Annotated in this window: 17 protein-coding genes; 14 read left to right on the top strand and 3 right to left on the bottom strand. The window is 32.8% G+C overall.

The window, feature by feature from the left end:
• The first annotated feature begins 187 nt into the window (after nucleotides 1–187).
• The 8 genes from ahrC to AA076_RS07695 all read left to right on the top strand — a co-directional run bounded on the left by ahrC (nucleotide 188) and on the right by AA076_RS07695 (nucleotide 8,967).
• Nucleotides 188–640, top strand: coding sequence for a transcriptional regulator AhrC/ArgR (ahrC, locus tag AA076_RS07730; RefSeq protein WP_001124985.1), 453 nt, complete (start codon nucleotides 188–190; stop codon nucleotides 638–640).
• A 15-nt stretch (nucleotides 641–655) separates the two neighbouring features.
• Complete coding sequence (recN, locus tag AA076_RS07725) at nucleotides 656–2,335, top strand: DNA repair protein RecN (RefSeq protein WP_001836254.1); 1,680 nt, start codon at nucleotides 656–658, stop codon at nucleotides 2,333–2,335.
• 150 nt (nucleotides 2,336–2,485) lie between these two features.
• Nucleotides 2,486–3,907 carry a dihydrolipoyl dehydrogenase gene (lpdA, locus tag AA076_RS07720; RefSeq protein ID WP_001291535.1) on the top strand — a complete coding sequence of 474 codons (1,422 nt, stop codon included), beginning with the start codon at nucleotides 2,486–2,488 and terminating at the stop codon, nucleotides 3,905–3,907.
• Nucleotides 3,908–3,922: 15 nt separating this feature from the next.
• On the top strand, nucleotides 3,923–4,915 hold the full coding sequence (locus tag AA076_RS07715) for a thiamine pyrophosphate-dependent dehydrogenase E1 component subunit alpha (protein ID WP_000568353.1): 993 nt from the start codon (nucleotides 3,923–3,925) through the stop codon (nucleotides 4,913–4,915).
• Nucleotides 4,915–5,898: an alpha-ketoacid dehydrogenase subunit beta gene (locus tag AA076_RS07710; protein ID WP_001096642.1), complete on the top strand. Its 984-nt coding sequence runs from the start codon at nucleotides 4,915–4,917 to the stop codon at nucleotides 5,896–5,898. The genes AA076_RS07715 and AA076_RS07710 overlap by 1 nt, the downstream gene beginning before the upstream one ends.
• Before the next feature lie 12 nt (nucleotides 5,899–5,910).
• Nucleotides 5,911–7,185, top strand: coding sequence for a dihydrolipoamide acetyltransferase family protein (locus AA076_RS07705; protein ID WP_000406843.1), 1,275 nt, complete (start codon nucleotides 5,911–5,913; stop codon nucleotides 7,183–7,185).
• 350 nt (nucleotides 7,186–7,535) lie between these two features.
• Complete coding sequence (gene brxB, locus AA076_RS07700) at nucleotides 7,536–7,973, top strand: bacilliredoxin BrxB (protein WP_000367419.1); 438 nt, start codon at nucleotides 7,536–7,538, stop codon at nucleotides 7,971–7,973.
• Nucleotides 7,974–7,986: 13 nt separating this feature from the next.
• Entirely contained in the window at nucleotides 7,987–8,967 is a 981-nt protein-coding gene (locus AA076_RS07695) for an aromatic acid exporter family protein (protein ID WP_000916195.1), read from the top strand.
• 126 nt (nucleotides 8,968–9,093) lie between these two features.
• Here AA076_RS07695 and prli42 read toward each other — a convergent pair whose 3' ends face one another.
• Nucleotides 9,094–9,273: a stressosome-associated protein Prli42 gene (prli42, locus tag AA076_RS07690; protein WP_001789875.1), complete on the bottom strand. Its 180-nt coding sequence runs from the start codon at nucleotides 9,271–9,273 to the stop codon at nucleotides 9,094–9,096.
• Between the two features lie 262 nt (nucleotides 9,274–9,535).
• Between prli42 and AA076_RS07685 the strand changes: the two genes are divergently transcribed.
• From AA076_RS07685 to AA076_RS07660, 6 genes are all read left to right on the top strand, one after another.
• Nucleotides 9,536–10,669, top strand: coding sequence for a tripeptidase T (locus tag AA076_RS07685; protein WP_000606676.1), 1,134 nt, complete (start codon nucleotides 9,536–9,538; stop codon nucleotides 10,667–10,669).
• Nucleotides 10,670–10,736: 67 nt separating this feature from the next.
• A complete protein-coding gene (gndA, locus tag AA076_RS07680; RefSeq protein WP_000193707.1) occupies nucleotides 10,737–12,143 on the top strand; it encodes an NADP-dependent phosphogluconate dehydrogenase in 1,407 nt (468 codons plus the stop codon).
• Between the two features lie 218 nt (nucleotides 12,144–12,361).
• Nucleotides 12,362–12,733 carry a VOC family protein gene (locus AA076_RS07675; RefSeq protein WP_000413437.1) on the top strand — a complete coding sequence of 124 codons (372 nt, stop codon included), beginning with the start codon at nucleotides 12,362–12,364 and terminating at the stop codon, nucleotides 12,731–12,733.
• Nucleotides 12,672–12,926 (top strand): hypothetical protein, encoded by a 255-nt coding sequence (locus AA076_RS15035; RefSeq protein WP_001791638.1) that lies wholly within the window; start codon nucleotides 12,672–12,674, stop codon nucleotides 12,924–12,926. The genes AA076_RS07675 and AA076_RS15035 overlap by 62 nt, the downstream gene beginning before the upstream one ends.
• Nucleotides 12,927–13,946 carry a LacI family DNA-binding transcriptional regulator gene (locus tag AA076_RS07665; RefSeq protein ID WP_000256338.1) on the top strand — a complete coding sequence of 340 codons (1,020 nt, stop codon included), beginning with the start codon at nucleotides 12,927–12,929 and terminating at the stop codon, nucleotides 13,944–13,946.
• A gap of 15 nt (nucleotides 13,947–13,961) precedes the next feature.
• Nucleotides 13,962–15,611 carry a glycoside hydrolase family 13 protein gene (locus AA076_RS07660; RefSeq protein ID WP_001041911.1) on the top strand — a complete coding sequence of 550 codons (1,650 nt, stop codon included), beginning with the start codon at nucleotides 13,962–13,964 and terminating at the stop codon, nucleotides 15,609–15,611.
• 82 nt (nucleotides 15,612–15,693) lie between these two features.
• Here AA076_RS07660 and AA076_RS07655 read toward each other — a convergent pair whose 3' ends face one another.
• Nucleotides 15,694–16,560, bottom strand: a complete 867-nt coding sequence (locus tag AA076_RS07655) for an AraC family transcriptional regulator (protein WP_001836253.1) — start codon at nucleotides 16,558–16,560, stop codon at nucleotides 15,694–15,696.
• A gap of 229 nt (nucleotides 16,561–16,789) precedes the next feature.
• Nucleotides 16,790–18,274 carry a glucose-6-phosphate dehydrogenase gene (zwf, locus tag AA076_RS07650; RefSeq protein ID WP_000105070.1) on the bottom strand — a complete coding sequence of 495 codons (1,485 nt, stop codon included), beginning with the start codon at nucleotides 18,272–18,274 and terminating at the stop codon, nucleotides 16,790–16,792.
• Nucleotides 18,275–18,507: the final 233 nt, after the last annotated feature.

Raw genomic sequence — 18,507 nt, 5'->3', positions numbered from 1 at the left:
TTACACATATATTCATTTTTATACATATTTTAAGCAATTGTTATGCGTAATATGAAAAATATTTATAAATAGATAACCAAGATAGATAAACCATGTTTACCCTTTTTACGTAAAGGTGTTTAGTAGTCGTAAATCAGTGCATGTGTTAAAATAAATGTATAAATATTCGTAATCAGAGGTGTTTACTGTGCCCAAAAAATCGGTTAGGCATATAAAAATTAGAGAAATTATTTCAAATGAACAGATAGAGACACAAGATGAATTAGTTAAACGATTAAACGATTATGATTTAAATGTCACTCAAGCAACTGTTTCTCGTGATATTAAAGAACTACAACTTATTAAAGTACCTATACCTTCAGGTCAATATGTTTATAGTTTACCAAATGATAGAAAATTCCATCCTTTAGAAAAATTGGGACGTTATTTAATGGATTCCTTTGTTAATATAGATGGTACTGATAATTTACTTGTTCTAAAAACATTACCTGGTAATGCACAATCTATTGGAGCTATATTAGACCAAATCAATTGGGAAGAAGTACTAGGCACAATTTGTGGTGATGATACTTGTTTAATTATTTGTCGAAGCAAAGAGGCAAGTGATGAAATCAAGTCAAGAATTTTCAATTTGTTATAAGGATGCGATGAGTTTATGTTACAAACCTTATCAATCAAGCAATTTGCTATTATTGAAGAATTAGAAATTCAATTTTCTGATGGTTTAACTGTTTTAAGTGGTGAAACGGGTTCAGGTAAGTCAATTATTATAGATGCAATTGGACAATTAATTGGAATGAGAGCTTCATCTGATTTTGTAAGACATGGTGAAAAAAAGGCTGTCATCGAAGGTATATTTGATATTGACGAGAGTAAAGATGCTATACATATATTGAAAAATATGGATATTGATGTAGATGAAGATTTTTTATTAGTTAAACGGGAAATTTTCAGCTCTGGTAAAAGTCTTTGTAAAATTAATAATCAAACAGTTACTTTACAAGATTTACGAAAAGTTATGCAAGAATTATTAGATATTCATGGCCAACATGAAACGCAGTCTTTGTTGAAACAAAAATACCATTTAACATTATTGGATAATTACGCAGAATCACGTTATCAAGATTTGTTGGATAAATATCACCAAACTTTTCAAAATTATAAAGCCAAAAAGCAAGAGTTAGAAGATATAGAATCAGCAGACCAAGCATTGCTACAGCGTTTAGATTTAATGAAATTCCAATTAGAAGAATTGTCTGAAGCACATCTAAAAGAAGGCGAAATAGAGCAACTTGAAATAGATATTAAACGCATTCAAAACTCTGAAAAATTAAGCTTAGCGCTTAATAACGCATATATGACATTAACGGATGAAAATGCTATCACTGATCGTTTATATGAACTAAGCAACCATTTGTTAACAATAAACGATATAGTTCCAAACAAATATGACAAATTAAAAGAAGATATTGATCAATTTTACTACATTTTAGAAGATGCAAAACATGAGTTATATGATGAAATGGCTAATACAGAATTCGACGAACAAGTGTTAAACGAGTATGAATCTCGTATGAATTTGCTGAATAATTTAAAACGTAAATATGGAAAAGATATTTCAGAATTAATCGCATATCAAGAAAAGCTTAATAATGAAATCAATAAAATTGAAAACTATGAACAAAGTACATCGCAGTTACGAGAAGAAATAAATGCATTGTATAATCAAGTTATAGAGGTTGGACAAGCGTTATCAAAGCAGCGTCGTATAGTCGCTAGGGAGTTAAGAGACCACATTGTATCGGAAATTCAAAACTTACAAATGAAAGACGCAAATCTTGAGATTTCATTTAAAAAATTAGAAGAACCGAATATTGATGGAATCGAATTTGTAGAATTTTTAATCAGTCCAAATAAAGGGGAACCATTAAAAAGTTTAAATAAAATTGCGTCAGGTGGAGAACTTTCTAGAATTATGTTAGCGTTAAAAAGTATTTTTGTTAAATCGAGAGGTCAAACTGCAATTTTATTCGATGAGGTTGACTCAGGTGTATCTGGACAAGCTGCACAAAAAATGGCAGAGAAAATGCGAGATATAGCAGAATATATACAAGTTATTTGTATCTCTCACTTACCACAAGTTGCATCGATGAGCGACCATCATTTATTAATTTCGAAATCATCAAAAGATGATCGTACAACAACACAAGTTCAAGAGTTAATTAGCGATGATAAAGTAGATGAAATTGCACGAATGATTTCAGGTGCAAGTGTTACTGATTTAACTCGAGAAAATGCAAGAGAAATGATACAACACAATCAAAGACGTAGATAATTTCCAAAGTGTGTTGAATACTCATTTATGGATTTATTTATGTGCATTCAAACTAAATAGACAATCATGTAAAATAGGTAATTAATGGACATGAAAACTATGTATTAATAAATTTTCAATGGATATATATCATTAGTTAGGAGTAAGAACATGTCAGAGAAACAATATGATTTAGTCGTTCTCGGTGGAGGTACTGCAGGATATGTTGCTGCGATACGTGCGTCTCAATTAGGTAAAAAAGTGGCAATAGTAGAACGACAACTATTAGGAGGTACTTGTCTCCATAAAGGTTGTATTCCTACTAAATCGCTGCTTAAATCTGCTGAAGTATTTCAAACAGTAAAACAGGCAGCAATGTTTGGCGTTGATGTCAAAGATGCTAATGTTAATTTTGAAAATATGTTGGCACGAAAAGAAGACATTATTAATCAAATGTATCAAGGTGTAAAGCATTTAATGCAACACAATCACATTGACATTTATAATGGCACGGGACGTATTCTAGGTACATCTATATTTTCACCTCAAAGTGGCACAATTTCTGTCGAATATGAAGATGGTGAATCAGACTTATTACCCAACCAATTTGTATTAATTGCAACTGGTTCTTCGCCTGCAGAGTTGCCATTCTTATCATTTGATCATGATAAAATTTTATCTAGCGATGATATATTATCATTAAAGACGTTACCATCAAGTATTGGTATTATTGGTGGTGGTGTTATCGGAATGGAATTTGCATCATTGATGATAGATTTAGGTGTTGACGTAACAGTTATAGAAGCAGGTGAAAGAATTTTACCAACTGAAAGTAAACAAGCTTCACAACTATTAAAAAAATCATTGTCAGCACGTGGTGTTAAATTCTATGAGGGAATAAAACTTTCTGAAAATGATATAAATGTTAACGAAGATGGTGTTACGTTTGAAATTTCCTCAGACATAATTAAAGTAGATAAAGTGTTGCTATCGATTGGTAGAAAACCTAACACATCAGATATTGGTTTAAACAACACTAAAATAAAACTTTCAACATCAGGACATATTTTAACGAACGAATTTCAACAAACTGAAGATAAACATATTTATGCAGCTGGTGATTGTATAGGAAAATTACAATTGGCACATGTTGGATCAAAAGAAGGTGTTGTGGCTGTTGATCATATGTTTGAGGGGAACCCAATCCCAGTAAACTATAACATGATGCCTAAGTGTATTTATTCACAACCTGAAATTGCTTCTATCGGTTTAAACATTGAACAAGCAAAGGCAGAGGGAATGAAAGTTAAAAGTTTTAAAGTACCATTTAAAGCAATTGGTAAAGCAGTGATTGATAGCCATGACACAAACGAAGGGTATAGCGAAATGGTGATTGATCAATCAACTGAAGAAATTGTGGGTATTAATATGATTGGTCCACATGTAACAGAATTGATTAATGAGGCATCACTGTTACAGTTCATGAATGGCTCGGCATTAGAATTAGGACTAACAACACACGCACATCCTTCCATCTCTGAAGTGTTGATGGAATTAGGATTGAAAGCAGAAAGTAGAGCTATTCACGTATAAATAGGAGGATTTAACATGATTGATTATAAATCATTAGGCCTTAGCGAAGAAGACCTAAAAGTAATATATAAATGGATGGATTTAGGTAGAAAAATAGATGAAAGACTGTGGTTATTGAACCGTGCAGGTAAAATTCCATTTGTTGTAAGTGGTCAAGGACAAGAAGCAACTCAGATTGGGATGGCATACGCATTAGAAGAAGGTGATATTACAGCGCCTTATTATAGAGATCTAGCTTTCGTTACTTATATGGGTATCTCAGCGTATGATACGTTTTTATCAGCGTTTGGAAAGAAAGACGATGTTAACTCTGGTGGAAAACAAATGCCATCACACTTTAGTAGTAGAGCTAAGAATATTTTGTCTCAAAGTTCACCGGTAGCAACTCAAATACCCCATGCTGTTGGTGCTGCTTTAGCTTTAAAAATGGATGGTAAGAAGAAAATTGCAACAGCAACTGTTGGTGAAGGTAGCTCAAACCAAGGTGACTTCCATGAAGGTTTAAACTTCGCGGGTGTACACAAACTTCCTTTTGTATGTGTCATTATAAATAATAAATATGCAATTTCAGTACCTGATTCATTACAATACGCAGCTGAAAAATTATCGGATAGAGCACTTGGTTACGGTATACATGGTGAACAAGTAGATGGTAATGATCCATTAGCAATGTATAAAGCGATGAAAGAAGCAAGAGATCGAGCTATTTCTGGTCAAGGTTCAACTTTGATTGAAGCAGTAACAAGTCGTATGACAGCTCATTCATCAGATGATGACGACCAATATCGTACGAAAGAAGAGCGTGAAACGCTTAAAAAAGCAGACTGCAATGAAAAGTTCAAAAAAGAGTTGCTTTCAGCTGGCATTATCGATGATGCTTGGTTGGCAGAAATAGAAGCGGAGCATAAAGACATCATCAATAAAGCGACAAAGGCTGCTGAAGACGCGCCATATCCAAGTGTCGAAGAAGCCTATGCATTTGTGTACGAAGAAGGGAGTCTTAACTAATGGCTAAATTATCTTATTTAGAGGCGATACGCCAGGCACAAGACTTAGCATTACAACAAAATAAAGATGTGTTTATTCTTGGTGAAGATGTTGGTAGAAAAGGTGGCGTATTTGGTACTACTCAAGGACTGCAACAAAAATATGGTGAAGACAGAGTTATCGATACGCCATTAGCTGAGTCAAATATTGTTGGAACTGCCATTGGTGCAGCTATGGTAGGTAAAAGACCAATTGCAGAAATTCAATTTGCAGATTTTATTTTACCTGCGACAAATCAAATTATTAGTGAAGCTGCGAAAATGCGTTATCGTTCAAATAATGATTGGCAATGCCCATTAACGATTCGTGCACCATTTGGTGGCGGTGTTCACGGAGGACTATATCATTCACAAAGTATTGAAAGTATATTTGCTTCATCGCCAGGTTTAACAATTGTTATTCCTTCCACACCGTATGATGCTAAAGGGCTTTTATTATCATCTATCGAATCAAATGATCCAGTATTGTACTTTGAGCATAAAAAAGCTTATCGTTTCTTAAAGGAAGAAGTGCCAGAAGAATATTACACTGTACCTTTAGGAAAAGCAGATGTGAAACGTGAAGGTGAAGATTTAACAGTATTTTGTTATGGATTAATGGTCAATTATTGTTTACAAGCAGCGGATATTTTAGCTGCAGACGGTATCAATGTTGAAGTCGTTGATTTACGAACTGTTTATCCATTAGATAAAGAAACAATTATTGATCGTGCTAAACATACAGGTAAAGTTTTACTTGTAACTGAAGATAATTTAGAAGGTAGTATTATGTCAGAAGTGTCAGCGATTATTGCAGAGCATTGCTTGTTCGATTTAGATGCACCAATCATGCGTTTAGCTGCTCCAGATGTACCATCTATGCCATTTTCTCCTGTATTAGAAAATGAAATTATGATGAATCCAGAAAAAATCTTAAATAAAATGCGTGAATTAGCAGAATTCTAGGGAGGGAAAGTCATGGAAATAACAATGCCTAAGTTAGGTGAGAGTGTTCATGAAGGCACCATTGAACAATGGTTAGTTTCTGTTGGTGATCATATTGATGAATATGAACCATTATGTGAAGTTATTACAGATAAAGTGACAGCTGAAGTCCCTTCCACGATATCAGGAACAATTACAGAAATTTTAGTTGAAGCGGGGCAGACAGTAGCTATTGATACAATTATCTGTAAAATTGAAACTGCTGATGAAAAGACAAATGAAACAACTGAAGAGATACAAGCAAAAGTGGATGAGCATACTCAGAAATCTACTAAAAAAGCTAGTGCAACAGTGGAACAGACATCTACTGCTAAACAAAATCAACCACGTAATAATGGTCGCTTTTCACCTGTTGTATTTAAACTCGCTTCAGAGCATGACATTGATTTATCACAAGTTGTAGGTAGTGGATTTGAAGGTCGTGTAACTAAGAAGGATATAATGTCAGTTATTGAAAATGGTGGTACCACAGCTCAATCTGACAAACAAGTTCAAACAAAATCAACATCAGTAGATACATCAAGTAACCAATCATCTGAAGACAATAGTGAAAACAGCACAATACCAGTAAATGGTGTGCGTAAAGCAATTGCGCAAAATATGGTTAATAGTGTAACAGAGATTCCACATGCATGGATGATGATTGAAGTAGATGCTACAAATCTTGTGAATACGAGAAATCATTATAAAAACAGCTTTAAAAATAAAGAAGGATATAATCTAACGTTCTTTGCTTTCTTTGTAAAAGCTGTAGCAGATGCTTTAAAAGCATATCCTTTATTAAATAGTAGCTGGCAAGGAAATGAAATTGTCTTACATAAAGACATTAATATTTCAATTGCTGTTGCTGATGAAAATAAATTATACGTACCTGTGATTAAGCATGCAGACGAAAAGTCAATCAAAGGTATAGCTAGAGAAATTAATACTTTAGCAACGAAAGCGCGTAATAAGCAATTGACAGCTGAAGATATGCAGGGCGGTACATTTACGGTAAATAATACTGGTACATTTGGTTCAGTATCATCAATGGGTATTATAAATCATCCACAAGCAGCGATTTTACAAGTAGAATCAATCGTTAAAAAGCCAGTAGTAATTAATGATATGATTGCAATTCGTAACATGGTTAATTTATGTATTTCAATTGATCATCGTATTTTAGATGGTTTACAAACAGGTAAATTTATGAATCATATTAAACAGCGTATCGAACAGTATACTTTAGAAAATACAAATATATATTAGTGATAACATAGATGCATCTATCGACAACTTGTTTTATCTTGTTCTTGTCGATGGATGTATTATTTTTTGGCACTAAAATATGTGCAATATATTCAAAAAAGATAAAGAACAATAATCAACATGGTTGAATGCATTTTTGCAGTAAAGTCAAAATAAGACATCATACTTGAAACATATTAATGAAAACATGTGAACAAATTAGTTACCATGATTTTAAGCACAATAATGTTTGGTATATTGTTAAAATTGTGTCTAAATATAGGTGTGATTCAGATTAGTTTATTGAACAATATGTTATTAATTAGTAGAATGAGGATAGTTTAAATATAAAGGGATAGGTGATTGAACTTATGGACATGAATTTCGATTTATACATGAACGGTGTTGTAGAACAAGCAAGGAATGAAATTGAATCTGCGGGATATGAGCAATTAACTACTGCAGAAGATGTTGACAAAGTTCTTAAACAAGATGGTACAACACTAGTTATGATCAATTCTGTATGTGGTTGTGCAGGTGGTATCGCAAGACCAGCAGCATCACATGCTTTACATTATGACGTATTACCTGATCGTCTAGTGACAGTATTTGCTGGACAAGATAAAGAAGCGACACAAAGAGCGCGTGAATACTTCGAAGGTTATGCGCCTTCAAGTCCGTCATTTGCATTAGTAAAAGATGGAAAGATTACAGAAATGATTGAAAGACATCAAATCGAAGGTCATGATGTGATGAACGTAATTAATCAATTACAAACATTATTCAATAAATATTGTGAAGAAAGATAAGAGGCGCTAACCCATGTTAAAGTTAAATCCTTACAAGATTGGATTTAGAACAATAAAAACAGCAGTGGGTATGACTTTAGGTGTAATTATTAGTAAGCTGTTAGGTTTAGATAATTATGCTTCAAGCGCCATATTAGTCGTATTATGTATTAAACATACAAAAGTACATTCGCTACAAGCGATTATTTCAAGATTAGTATCATGTTTTTTAGTATTGTTTTTAGGTTCAGCAATATTTAGTTTATTAGGTCAGAGTCCAATTGTACTCGGTATTATCGTATTGTTATTTATACCATTAACTGTCGTATTAAAAGTACAAGAAGGTGTCATTACGAGTTGCGTTATATTACTTCATGTTTTTAATGCAAAATCAATTGATGCACATTTAATTGTTAATGAAACATTATTACTGTTAATTGGACTAAGCATTGCATTTACAATGAATTTAATGATGCCAAGTTTAGACAAACAACTAGACGAATACAAATGTAAAATTGAGCAACAAATTGCTGATATTTTTAGTAAATATAGTTATATTTGTGAAAAATATGAAGATACCATTGCGATTGAATTTGAAGTGTTACTTTTAAATATTAAAAAGGCGAAGTCTATCGCGTTCCGAGATGTTAAAAATCATTTTGTTAGAAACGAAAATTCATACTATCATTATTTTGATATGCGAGAAGAGCAAGTGGAATTGTTAATGAGAATGAAACCGCTCATCGAAAGTATCTGTCATAAAGATCCGCTTTTAAATGATGTTGCGTCACTGCTGAAAGAAATTGGTCTAAATGTGAATAGTAATGACTATACAGCAATGCGTTTACACAATTTGTATGAGACGCGTTTGAAATTGGATGAACTGCCATTGCCAACAACACACAAAGCGCTTAACTCGAGAGCAAGTATTATTCAAATATTAAATGAATTAGAAGAATATTTACAAATCAAATCGCAATTTGGTTCATTGAAAATGCATAGTGAAGTAGCTTAAAAAATAATCCATCCGTATGACCCATGTTTGAAAGTAATCGTTGCAATACGATAACTTATTAATACATGCGTTTATAATGGATGGATTTTTAATTGTATGATTTTGTATAGGTAGTTGAGATATAGTTTATAAAATTGGAATGATACTCGTTAATAACAATGCTAATACAACTGATACAAGCATAACGATAATGATAATTCTTAAAACTTTATTTTGCATTTTGTGTGCCTCCAAATGAATAACCTTTGTATTAATAATTACGACATAAGATATAAAACTTTTAACTTGAGACGATATAACTAGCAATCATCATAAAGGAATATAATAAAAAACATGAGTAAGTTTGCTTATGTCATTTTCCTCATTATACGATATCTTTGAAAAATCAATCAATATATTTTTGACAAAGCTTAGTTTGAGTTACAATAATTATATATAATAAATTGAAAATAATATGACACAATTTACAAACCTGATAAATCTGTGTAACGTCAATTACTGTAACATTTTATTTCATCAATTTTTACCGTTTGGCGTACATGAAAATTTTGATAAAAGGGGTTCCATTATGATTAATGAGCAAAGATTACTTAATACGTTTTTTGAACTTGTACAAATCGATTCTGAGACAGGGAATGAATCAACAATCCAACCTATTTTAAAAGAAAAATTCATAGCATTAGGGTTAGATGTTAAAGAAGATGAAGCGGCTAAACATCCTAAATTAGGTGCCAATAATCTAGTGTGTACAATGAATAGTACTATCGAAGAAGGCGAAGTACCTAAATTATATTTGACGAGCCATATGGATACTGTTGTACCCGCAATTAATGTAAAGCCAATTGTAAAAGATGACGGCTACATATACTCTGATGGTACGACTATTCTAGGTGCAGATGATAAAGCAGGATTAGCAGCGATGCTTGAAGTTTTGCAAGTGATAAAGGAACAACAAATCCCACATGGACAAATTCAATTTGTGATTACTGTTGGAGAAGAATCAGGTTTAATTGGTGCTAAAGAATTAAATTCAGAGTTGTTGGACGCGGACTTTGGTTATGCTATTGATGCAAGTGCTGATGTCGGTACTACGGTTGTAGGTGCACCGACGCAAATGTTAATTTCAGCTAAAATTTTTGGCAAAACGGCTCATGCAAGTACGCCAAAAGAGGGTGTTAGTGCTATTAATATTGCGGCGAAAGCAATTAGTCGAATGAAATTAGGACAAGTTGATGAAATAACTACTGCCAATATTGGTAAGTTTCATGGCGGTTCAGCTACGAATATTGTTGCAGATGAAGTCATTTTAGAAGCAGAGGCACGTTCTCACGATCCAGAAAGAATAAAAACACAAGTCAAACATATGACTGATGTGTTTGAAACTACTGCATCAGAATTAGGTGGGAAAGCAGTAGTTACAGTGGAGCAAAGTTATCCAGGATTTAAAATTAATGATAATGAAGCGGTTGTTAAAATTGCACAAGAAAGTGCTCGTAATTTAGGATTATCTGCAAATACAATTATTTCTGGTGGCGGTTCAGACGGCAGTATTATTAATACATTTGGTATTCCTTCAGTCATTTTAGGAGTGGGTTATGAAAAAATCCATACAACAAATGAGAGAATGCCGATTAAATCATTGAACTTGCTTGCAAGTCAAGTGTTAGAAATAATCAAAATAGTTGCGCGACATTCGAAATGATTTAGTGTAGTGTATGTCTATTTTGTGATACAATACTAATGAAAAATCAACAAGTGAGGTAAGTAATATGACACAACAAATTGGAGTTATTGGTTTAGCCGTTATGGGTAAAAACCTAGCTTGGAATATTGAATCACGCGGATATAGTGTATCTGTATTTAACCGCTCAAGTGAAAAAACTGATTTAATGGTTGAAGAATCAAAAGGGAAAAATATTCATCCAACGTATTCATTGGAAGAATTTGTTAATTCTTTAGAAAAACCACGTAAAATTTTATTAATGGTTCAAGCAGGTAAAGCTACGGACGCAACGATTGATAGTTTGTTACCTTTATTAGATGATGGAGATATTTTAATTGATGGTGGTAATACAAACTATCAAGATACTATCAGACGTAATAAAGCATTAGCACAAAGTGCAATCAACTTTATTGGTATGGGCGTTTCTGGTGGTGAAATTGGAGCGTTAACTGGTCCGTCATTAATGCCGGGTGGACAAGAAGAAGCTTATAACAAAGTTGCAGATATTCTTGATGCAATTGCTGCAAAGGCAAAAGACGGTGCTTCATGTGTTACTTATATTGGACCTAATGGTGCTGGACACTATGTGAAAATGGTACACAATGGTATCGAATATGCTGACATGCAATTAATTGCAGAAAGTTATGCTATGATGAAAGAATTATTAGGCATGTCTCATGAAGACATTGCTCAAACGTTCAAAGACTGGAATGCTGGTGAATTAGAAAGTTATTTAATTGAAATCACTGGTGATATTTTCATGAAATTAGATGAAAATAAAGAAGCATTAGTTGAAAAAATTCTTGATACTGCAGGTCAAAAAGGTACAGGAAAATGGACTTCAATTAACGCATTAGAATTAGGTATTCCATTAACAATCATTACTGAATCTGTATTTGCACGTTTTATCTCTTCAATCAAAGAAGAGCGCGTAAATGCTTCTAAAGAATTAAATGGTCCAAAAGCATCATTTGATGGTGACAAGAAAGACTTTTTAGAAAAAATTCGTAAAGCATTATATATGAGTAAAATTTGTTCTTATGCACAAGGTTTCGCGCAAATGCGTAAAGCAAGTGAAGATAATGAATGGAATTTAAAACTTGGTGATTTAGCTATGATTTGGAGAGAAGGTTGCATTATCCGTGCACAATTCTTACAAAAGATCAAAGATGCTTACGATAATAATCCAGGATTACAAAACTTATTGCTAGATCCTTACTTTAAAAACATCGTTACTGAATATCAAGATGCGTTACGTGATGTTGTCGCAACTGGTGTTCAAAATGGTGTACCAACACCTGGTTTCTCATCAAGTATTAATTACTATGATAGTTACCGTGCTGCTGATTTACCTGCAAACTTAATTCAAGCACAACGTGACTACTTCGGTGCTCATACGTACGAAAGAAAAGATAAAGAAGGCGTATTCCATACACAATGGATTGAAGAATAATATTGATTAAAGGATAGTTGAAAGATACTATCCTTTTTTATATCTTTTGATAAATATAAAAGAGAGTGTGATAGAGTAGCTACAACCTATAAAAAATTACACAAGTATTATCCTTGACCTTAAAAGCATCCCGCCATATTTTTAAGCATTTTGTGAAGTAATAAAATATTTACTGTGTTATGATAGCATGTACTATAGAGAAATAGAGGTACTATTTTATGGAAAAGTTAAATCAAGTTATGTTATATGTTGATGATGTCGAAAAAGCGAAAGCATTTTGGACAGAAACTTTAGAATTTGTTGTTGTAAGTGAAACACCGTTAGCTGAGGACTATGTTGCAGTTGAAGTATCACCTACCAAAGATGCTGAAACGTCATTGACGATTATGGCAAAAGAATTTATTGAAAAGCATAGCCCGGAAGTGAACCTAGGAACACCATCTTTAATGTTTAAAGAGAAAAACTTTGATGCATTATACTCAAAATTAAATGATTTAGGTTTAACTGGGCATGATATAGTAGAAATGAATGGTCAACGTGTATTTAATTTTCAAGATGGCCAAGGTAACTATTTTGCAGTTAGTGACTAAACAATCGATTTTAATATTTATACAAACCTTTATATTGATTTTCGGATTGAATTTCAGTATGAAGGTTTTATTTTTATCGTTTTATGCAATCGTTTGCACAAATCTTTTGACTTTTTTAGAAAGTGTGACTAAACTGGTATTATACAGTGGTTGGAAGCGTTTTCCAATGCAGAAATTAACAGGAGGTGATTAAATGGTTACGATTAAAGATGTTGCACTAAAAGCCGGTGTTTCTCCTTCGACAGTTTCAAGAGTTATAAAAGGAAATCAACGTATTAGCGAAGCGACAATTTCAAAAGTGAAGAAAGTTATGGAAGAATTGAATTATTTTCCTAATACCGCTGCTAGAACTTTAATTACAAACCAAACATATAAAATTGGTTTAGTGTTAAAAGGGTCTGAGGAGCCTATTCGACTGAATCCATTCTACATCAATGTATTGCTAGGAATTTCTGAAACGTGTAACCAGCATGGCTATGGTACACAAACGACAGTCTCAAATAATATGAATGATTTAATGGATGAAGTTTATAAAATGATTAAACAACGAATGGTTGATGCGTTTATACTGCTCTATTCAAAAGAAAATGATCCGATTAAACAAATGTTAATTGATGAAAGCATGCCATTTATTGTGATTGGTAAGCCTACATCGGATATAGATCATCAATTTACACATATAGATAATGATAATATATTAGCTTCTGAAAATTTGACACGACATGTTATTGAACAAGGTGTAGATGAATTAATATTTATTACAGAAAAAGGAAATTTTGAAGTTTCAAAAGATAGAATTCAAGGATTTGAAACGATAGCTTCTCAAAATAAAATTAATTATCAAATTATTGAGACTAGTAATGAAAGAGAAGTTATTTTTAATTACATGCAAAATCTACATACGCGTTTGAAGGACCCAAATATTAAACAGGCAATCATTTCGTTAGATGCTATGTTACATTTAGCGATTTTAAGTGTCCTATATGAACTTAATATTGAAATTCCGAAAGATGTAATGACAGCAACGTTCAATGATTCTTATTTAACCGAAATTGCGTCACCACCACAAACCTGTATTGACATCAAGCCTCGAATGTTAGGTCAACAGGCTGGTGCAGCAATTTTAAATATATTGAAAAACAAAGCACAGGATGTTATTGAACTCGTCATTATAGATACAGAATTAAAAATAAGAAAATCAACACAGCGATAGCAAAGGAGTTTTAAAATGAATAAGCAATGGTGGAAAGAAGCAGTAGCATATCAAGTATATCCAAGAAGTTTTAATGATAGTAATCACGATGGTATTGGGGATTTACCTGGAATGATTGATAAATTGGACTACTTAAAAGATTTCGGTATCGATGTCATTTGGCTCAGTCCAATGTTTAAATCACCTAATGATGACAATGGTTATGATATTAGTGACTACCAAGAGATTATGGATGAATTTGGAACGATGGAAGACTTTGATCGTTTATTAAAAGGTGTTCATGATAGAGGCATGAAGCTTATTTTAGATTTAGTTGTAAATCATACATCTGATGAACATCCTTGGTTTATAGAATCCAAATCTAGTAAAGACAATCCCAAACGTGATTGGTACATTTGGCAAGATCCAAAGCCAGATGGCTCTGAACCTAACAACTGGGAAAGTATATTTAATGGATCTACATGGGAATATGATGCTAATACTGAGCAATATTATTTCCATTTATTCAGTAAAAAACAACCTGATTTGAATTGGGGTAATCCGGAAGTTAGAGATGCTGTATTTGAAATGATGAACTGGTGGTTTGATAAAGGCATTGATGGATTTAGAGTAGATGCAATTACGCATATTAAGAAGACGTTTGAAGCGGGTGACTTACCTGTACCTGAGGGTAAAACATATGCCCCAGCATTTGATGTAGATATGAATCAGCCAGGTATACAAACTTGGTTACAAGAGATGAAAGATCGCTCATTAAGTAAGTATGACATTATGACTGTTGGTGAAGCGAATGGTGTAAGCCCTGATGATGCTGATGACTGGGTCGGGGAAGAAAATGGTAAATTTAATATGATATTCCAATTTGAACATTTGGGACTGTGGAATAGTGGTGATTCTCACTTTGATGTAAATTCGTATAAATCTGTATTAAATAGATGGCAAAAACAACTTGAAAATAAAGGTTGGAATGCGTTGTTTATTGAAAATCACGACCAACCACGACGTGTATCGACGTGGGGTGACGATGACAAGTATTGGTATGAATCAGCAACAAGTCATGCAGCTGTTTATTTCTTGCAACAAGGTACGCCATTCATTTATCAAGGTCAAGAAATTGGTATGACGAATTATCCATTTGAAAGTATTGAAACGTTTAACGATGTTGCTGTTAAAAATGACTATCAAATAGTGAAAGCTCAAGGTGGAGATGTAGACGCTTTACTTGCGAAATATAAAGATGAGAACCGAGATAATTCTCGCACACCAATGCAATGGGATGATACGTTAAATGGAGGATTTACAAATGGTGAACCGTGGTTCCCAGTGAATCCGAATTATAAAACTATCAATGTTGCACAACAATTAGAAGATGAGCATTCAGTATTACAATTTTATAAAGATTTAATTCAATTAAGAAAGTCTAATGATGTATACGTATATGGTCAATTTGATTTAGTAGATGCTGAAAATTCACAAGTTTTTGCGTACACGAGAACATTAAATGAAAAGCAAGTTCTTATTGTAGGTAATCTTACTAACCACGAAGCAGAATTAACTGTACCATTTGATTTAAGCCATGGAGAAGTAAAGCTATTTAATTATGATGCCAAAGTTAATTTAAAACAGTTACGTCCATATGAAGCATGTGTTATCGAACTAAATTAACATATTAATATGCCCCCTAATAGAATCTAAGGCCATTTGTAGACCTATAGATATATTAGGGGGCTTCTTTGTTTTTTATTATTTAATCTTCGTCATAAGGACTCTGTTTAACAGGAATCCAAAGCTGAATTTTAGTGAATGGGTCATTAAATGAAATATCGAGAGGGTACACTTCAACATATAAATCATTTCGTTCATATGGCAATGTTAACTGCAAACTTGATTCAATATAGTACCAAGCTTCATTAGTTGCATAATCAATTTCACCTTGTAAATTGAATTTCGCACAATGTTTGCCAGGTAAAAATCGACTTTCTAAGTGTGCAGGATAACGTTCACTTGGTACACCTACAAATATTTCTAAACCATTTTCAAGAGGACAACTAATAACAAATAGTTCAAATGGACTAACGTCATTATATCGTCGTAACTCTTTAATTTTACCATCAATGAGCAAGTCTTCTAAAAAATCCGGAACATTAAAAGGATGTGACAAATACTTAGTGTCTATAAATCGTGCATATCCAACCAATGAAATATCATCTGTCTCTTCTAATCTGCATGGATAAGGTGCTCTCTCAGTAGTTGATAATTTGATATATAATCGCTCTTGAATTTGTAATTCATCTTTTTTAGTAGAGGCTTGAATAGGTGATACGCCGTGAAAATCACTAAAATCATTTGCAAAATCATTTGAATTTGCATAGTGATATTTTTTAGCGATATCTACAAGTCGTGTAGCACCATTAATCACATCATTTGCAGCGAGTGTCATTTTACGCGCGCGTGCATAAGCTTCTGGAGATAAGCCGACAATCATTTTAAATGATTGATCAAGATGGTATGGCGAAAGACCAACGTAATCACTTAATTCTTGCAAATTGAAAGGCTCTAATAAACGATCTTCAATATAAACAATTGCCTGTTGTATTTGCTTGATAACGTCCAAAACTTTCACTCCAATTAATTCAATCATTTATTTTTATTCTACATTATTTCTATAAATTATACACCCATTTGTTCAATGATTATTAAAATAGTTTTGGGCATTGTAAAATATAATTTCATAATATAGTCTAGAAAAAAAGCGAATGATAGAACAATTGATTTACTTGATTCGTAATCAATCCTTGTCATTCGCTCATTTATTTTTGTTTAACATGTGCGTTTTAATTCAATTATTGAATATCGTCCCACCAATGGTTACCATCACGAGCAAGTAGTAAATCACTTTCTAATGGACCATTAGTACCTGATTCATAGTTAGGGAATTCTGGATCAACCATATTCCATTCATCTTGAATTGCATCAACAAATTTCCATGTTGATTTTAATTCTTCCCAGTGCGTGAAGTTAGTGGCATCACCTTTAAGACAATCAAATAATAGATTTTCATATGCATCTACAGTATTCATTTTATCTTGAGCGCTCATTGAGTAAGACAATTGGACAGGTTCTGTTTCGATACCTTGTGTATTTTTCTTAGCATTTAGATGTAAAGATACACCTTCATTAGGTTGGATATTGATTACTAATAGGTTTGAATCTAACAGTTTATCAGTTTCATAGTATAAGTTCATTGGTACTTCTTTAAATTCAACGACAACTTGAATTGTTTTAGATTTCATACGTTTACCAGTACGAATATAGAATGGTACACCAGCCCATCTAAAGTTATCAATTGTTAATTTACCTGAAACAAAGGTAGGTGTGTTAGAGTCATCTGCAACGCGATCTTCATCACGGTATGCTTTAACTTGTTTACCATCGATATAGCCTTCGCCATATTGACCACGAACAAAGTTCTTTTTAACATCTTCAGATTGGAAATGACGCAGTGATTTAAGTACTTTTACTTTCTCAGCACGGATATCTTCACTATTTAAACTAATAGGTGCTTCCATAGCTAATAATGCAACCATTTGTAACATGTGGTTTTGCACCATATCTTTTAGCGCGCCACTTGATTCATAATAACCACCACGATCTTCAACACCTAGTATTTCAGAAGATGTAACTTGGATGTTTGAAATATATTTGTTATTCCATAATGGTTCAAACATCGCATTCGCAAAACGTAATACCTCGATATTTTGAACCATGTCTTTTCCTAAATAGTGGTCAATACGATAAATTTCTTCTTCTTTAAATGATTTACGAATTTGATTGTTTAATGCTTCGGCTGATTTTAAATCACTACCGAATGGTTTTTCGATAACAAGGCGTTTAAATCCTTTTGTATCAGTAAGACCAGAAGATTTTAGATAATCAGAAATAACGCCAAAGAATTGTGGTGCCATTGCTAAATAGAATAGTCGATTACCTTTTAATTCAAATTGGCTATCTAATTCATTACTAAAATCTAGTAATTCTTGATAGCTTTCTTCATTACTAACATCATGTCTATGATAGAAGACATGTTCCATAAACGCGTCAATTTTGTTTGTATCTTTTACGTGCTTTTGAATTGATGATTTTACTTGATTACGGAAATCATCATTAGTAATGTCACGACGTCCAATACCGATGATGGCAATATGTTCATCTAAATTGTCTTGTTGGTAGAGATGGAATATTGATGGAAACAACTTACGATGGCTTAAGTCACCAGTTGCACCAAAGATTGTGATTAAACATGGGATGTGTTTGTTTTTAGTACTCAAGATTAAAACCTCAATTCTTAATTAGATATATGATTTATTATTATAAGATAATCCATTCAGTAGGTCATACAATATGCTCGACTGTATGCAGTGTCTTAAATGAAATATCGATTCATGTATCATGTTTAATGTGATACTTATTAATGATAAGTATAACGTAATTATCAAAATTTATATAGTTATGTCTACGTTAAAGTTAGAAAAATTAACTAGCAAAGACGAATTTTTAACAG

Source organism: Staphylococcus aureus (assembly GCF_001027105.1).
Taxonomy (GTDB): domain Bacteria; phylum Bacillota; class Bacilli; order Staphylococcales; family Staphylococcaceae; genus Staphylococcus; species Staphylococcus aureus.
This window is presented reverse-complemented; position numbering and strand designations above follow the sequence as displayed.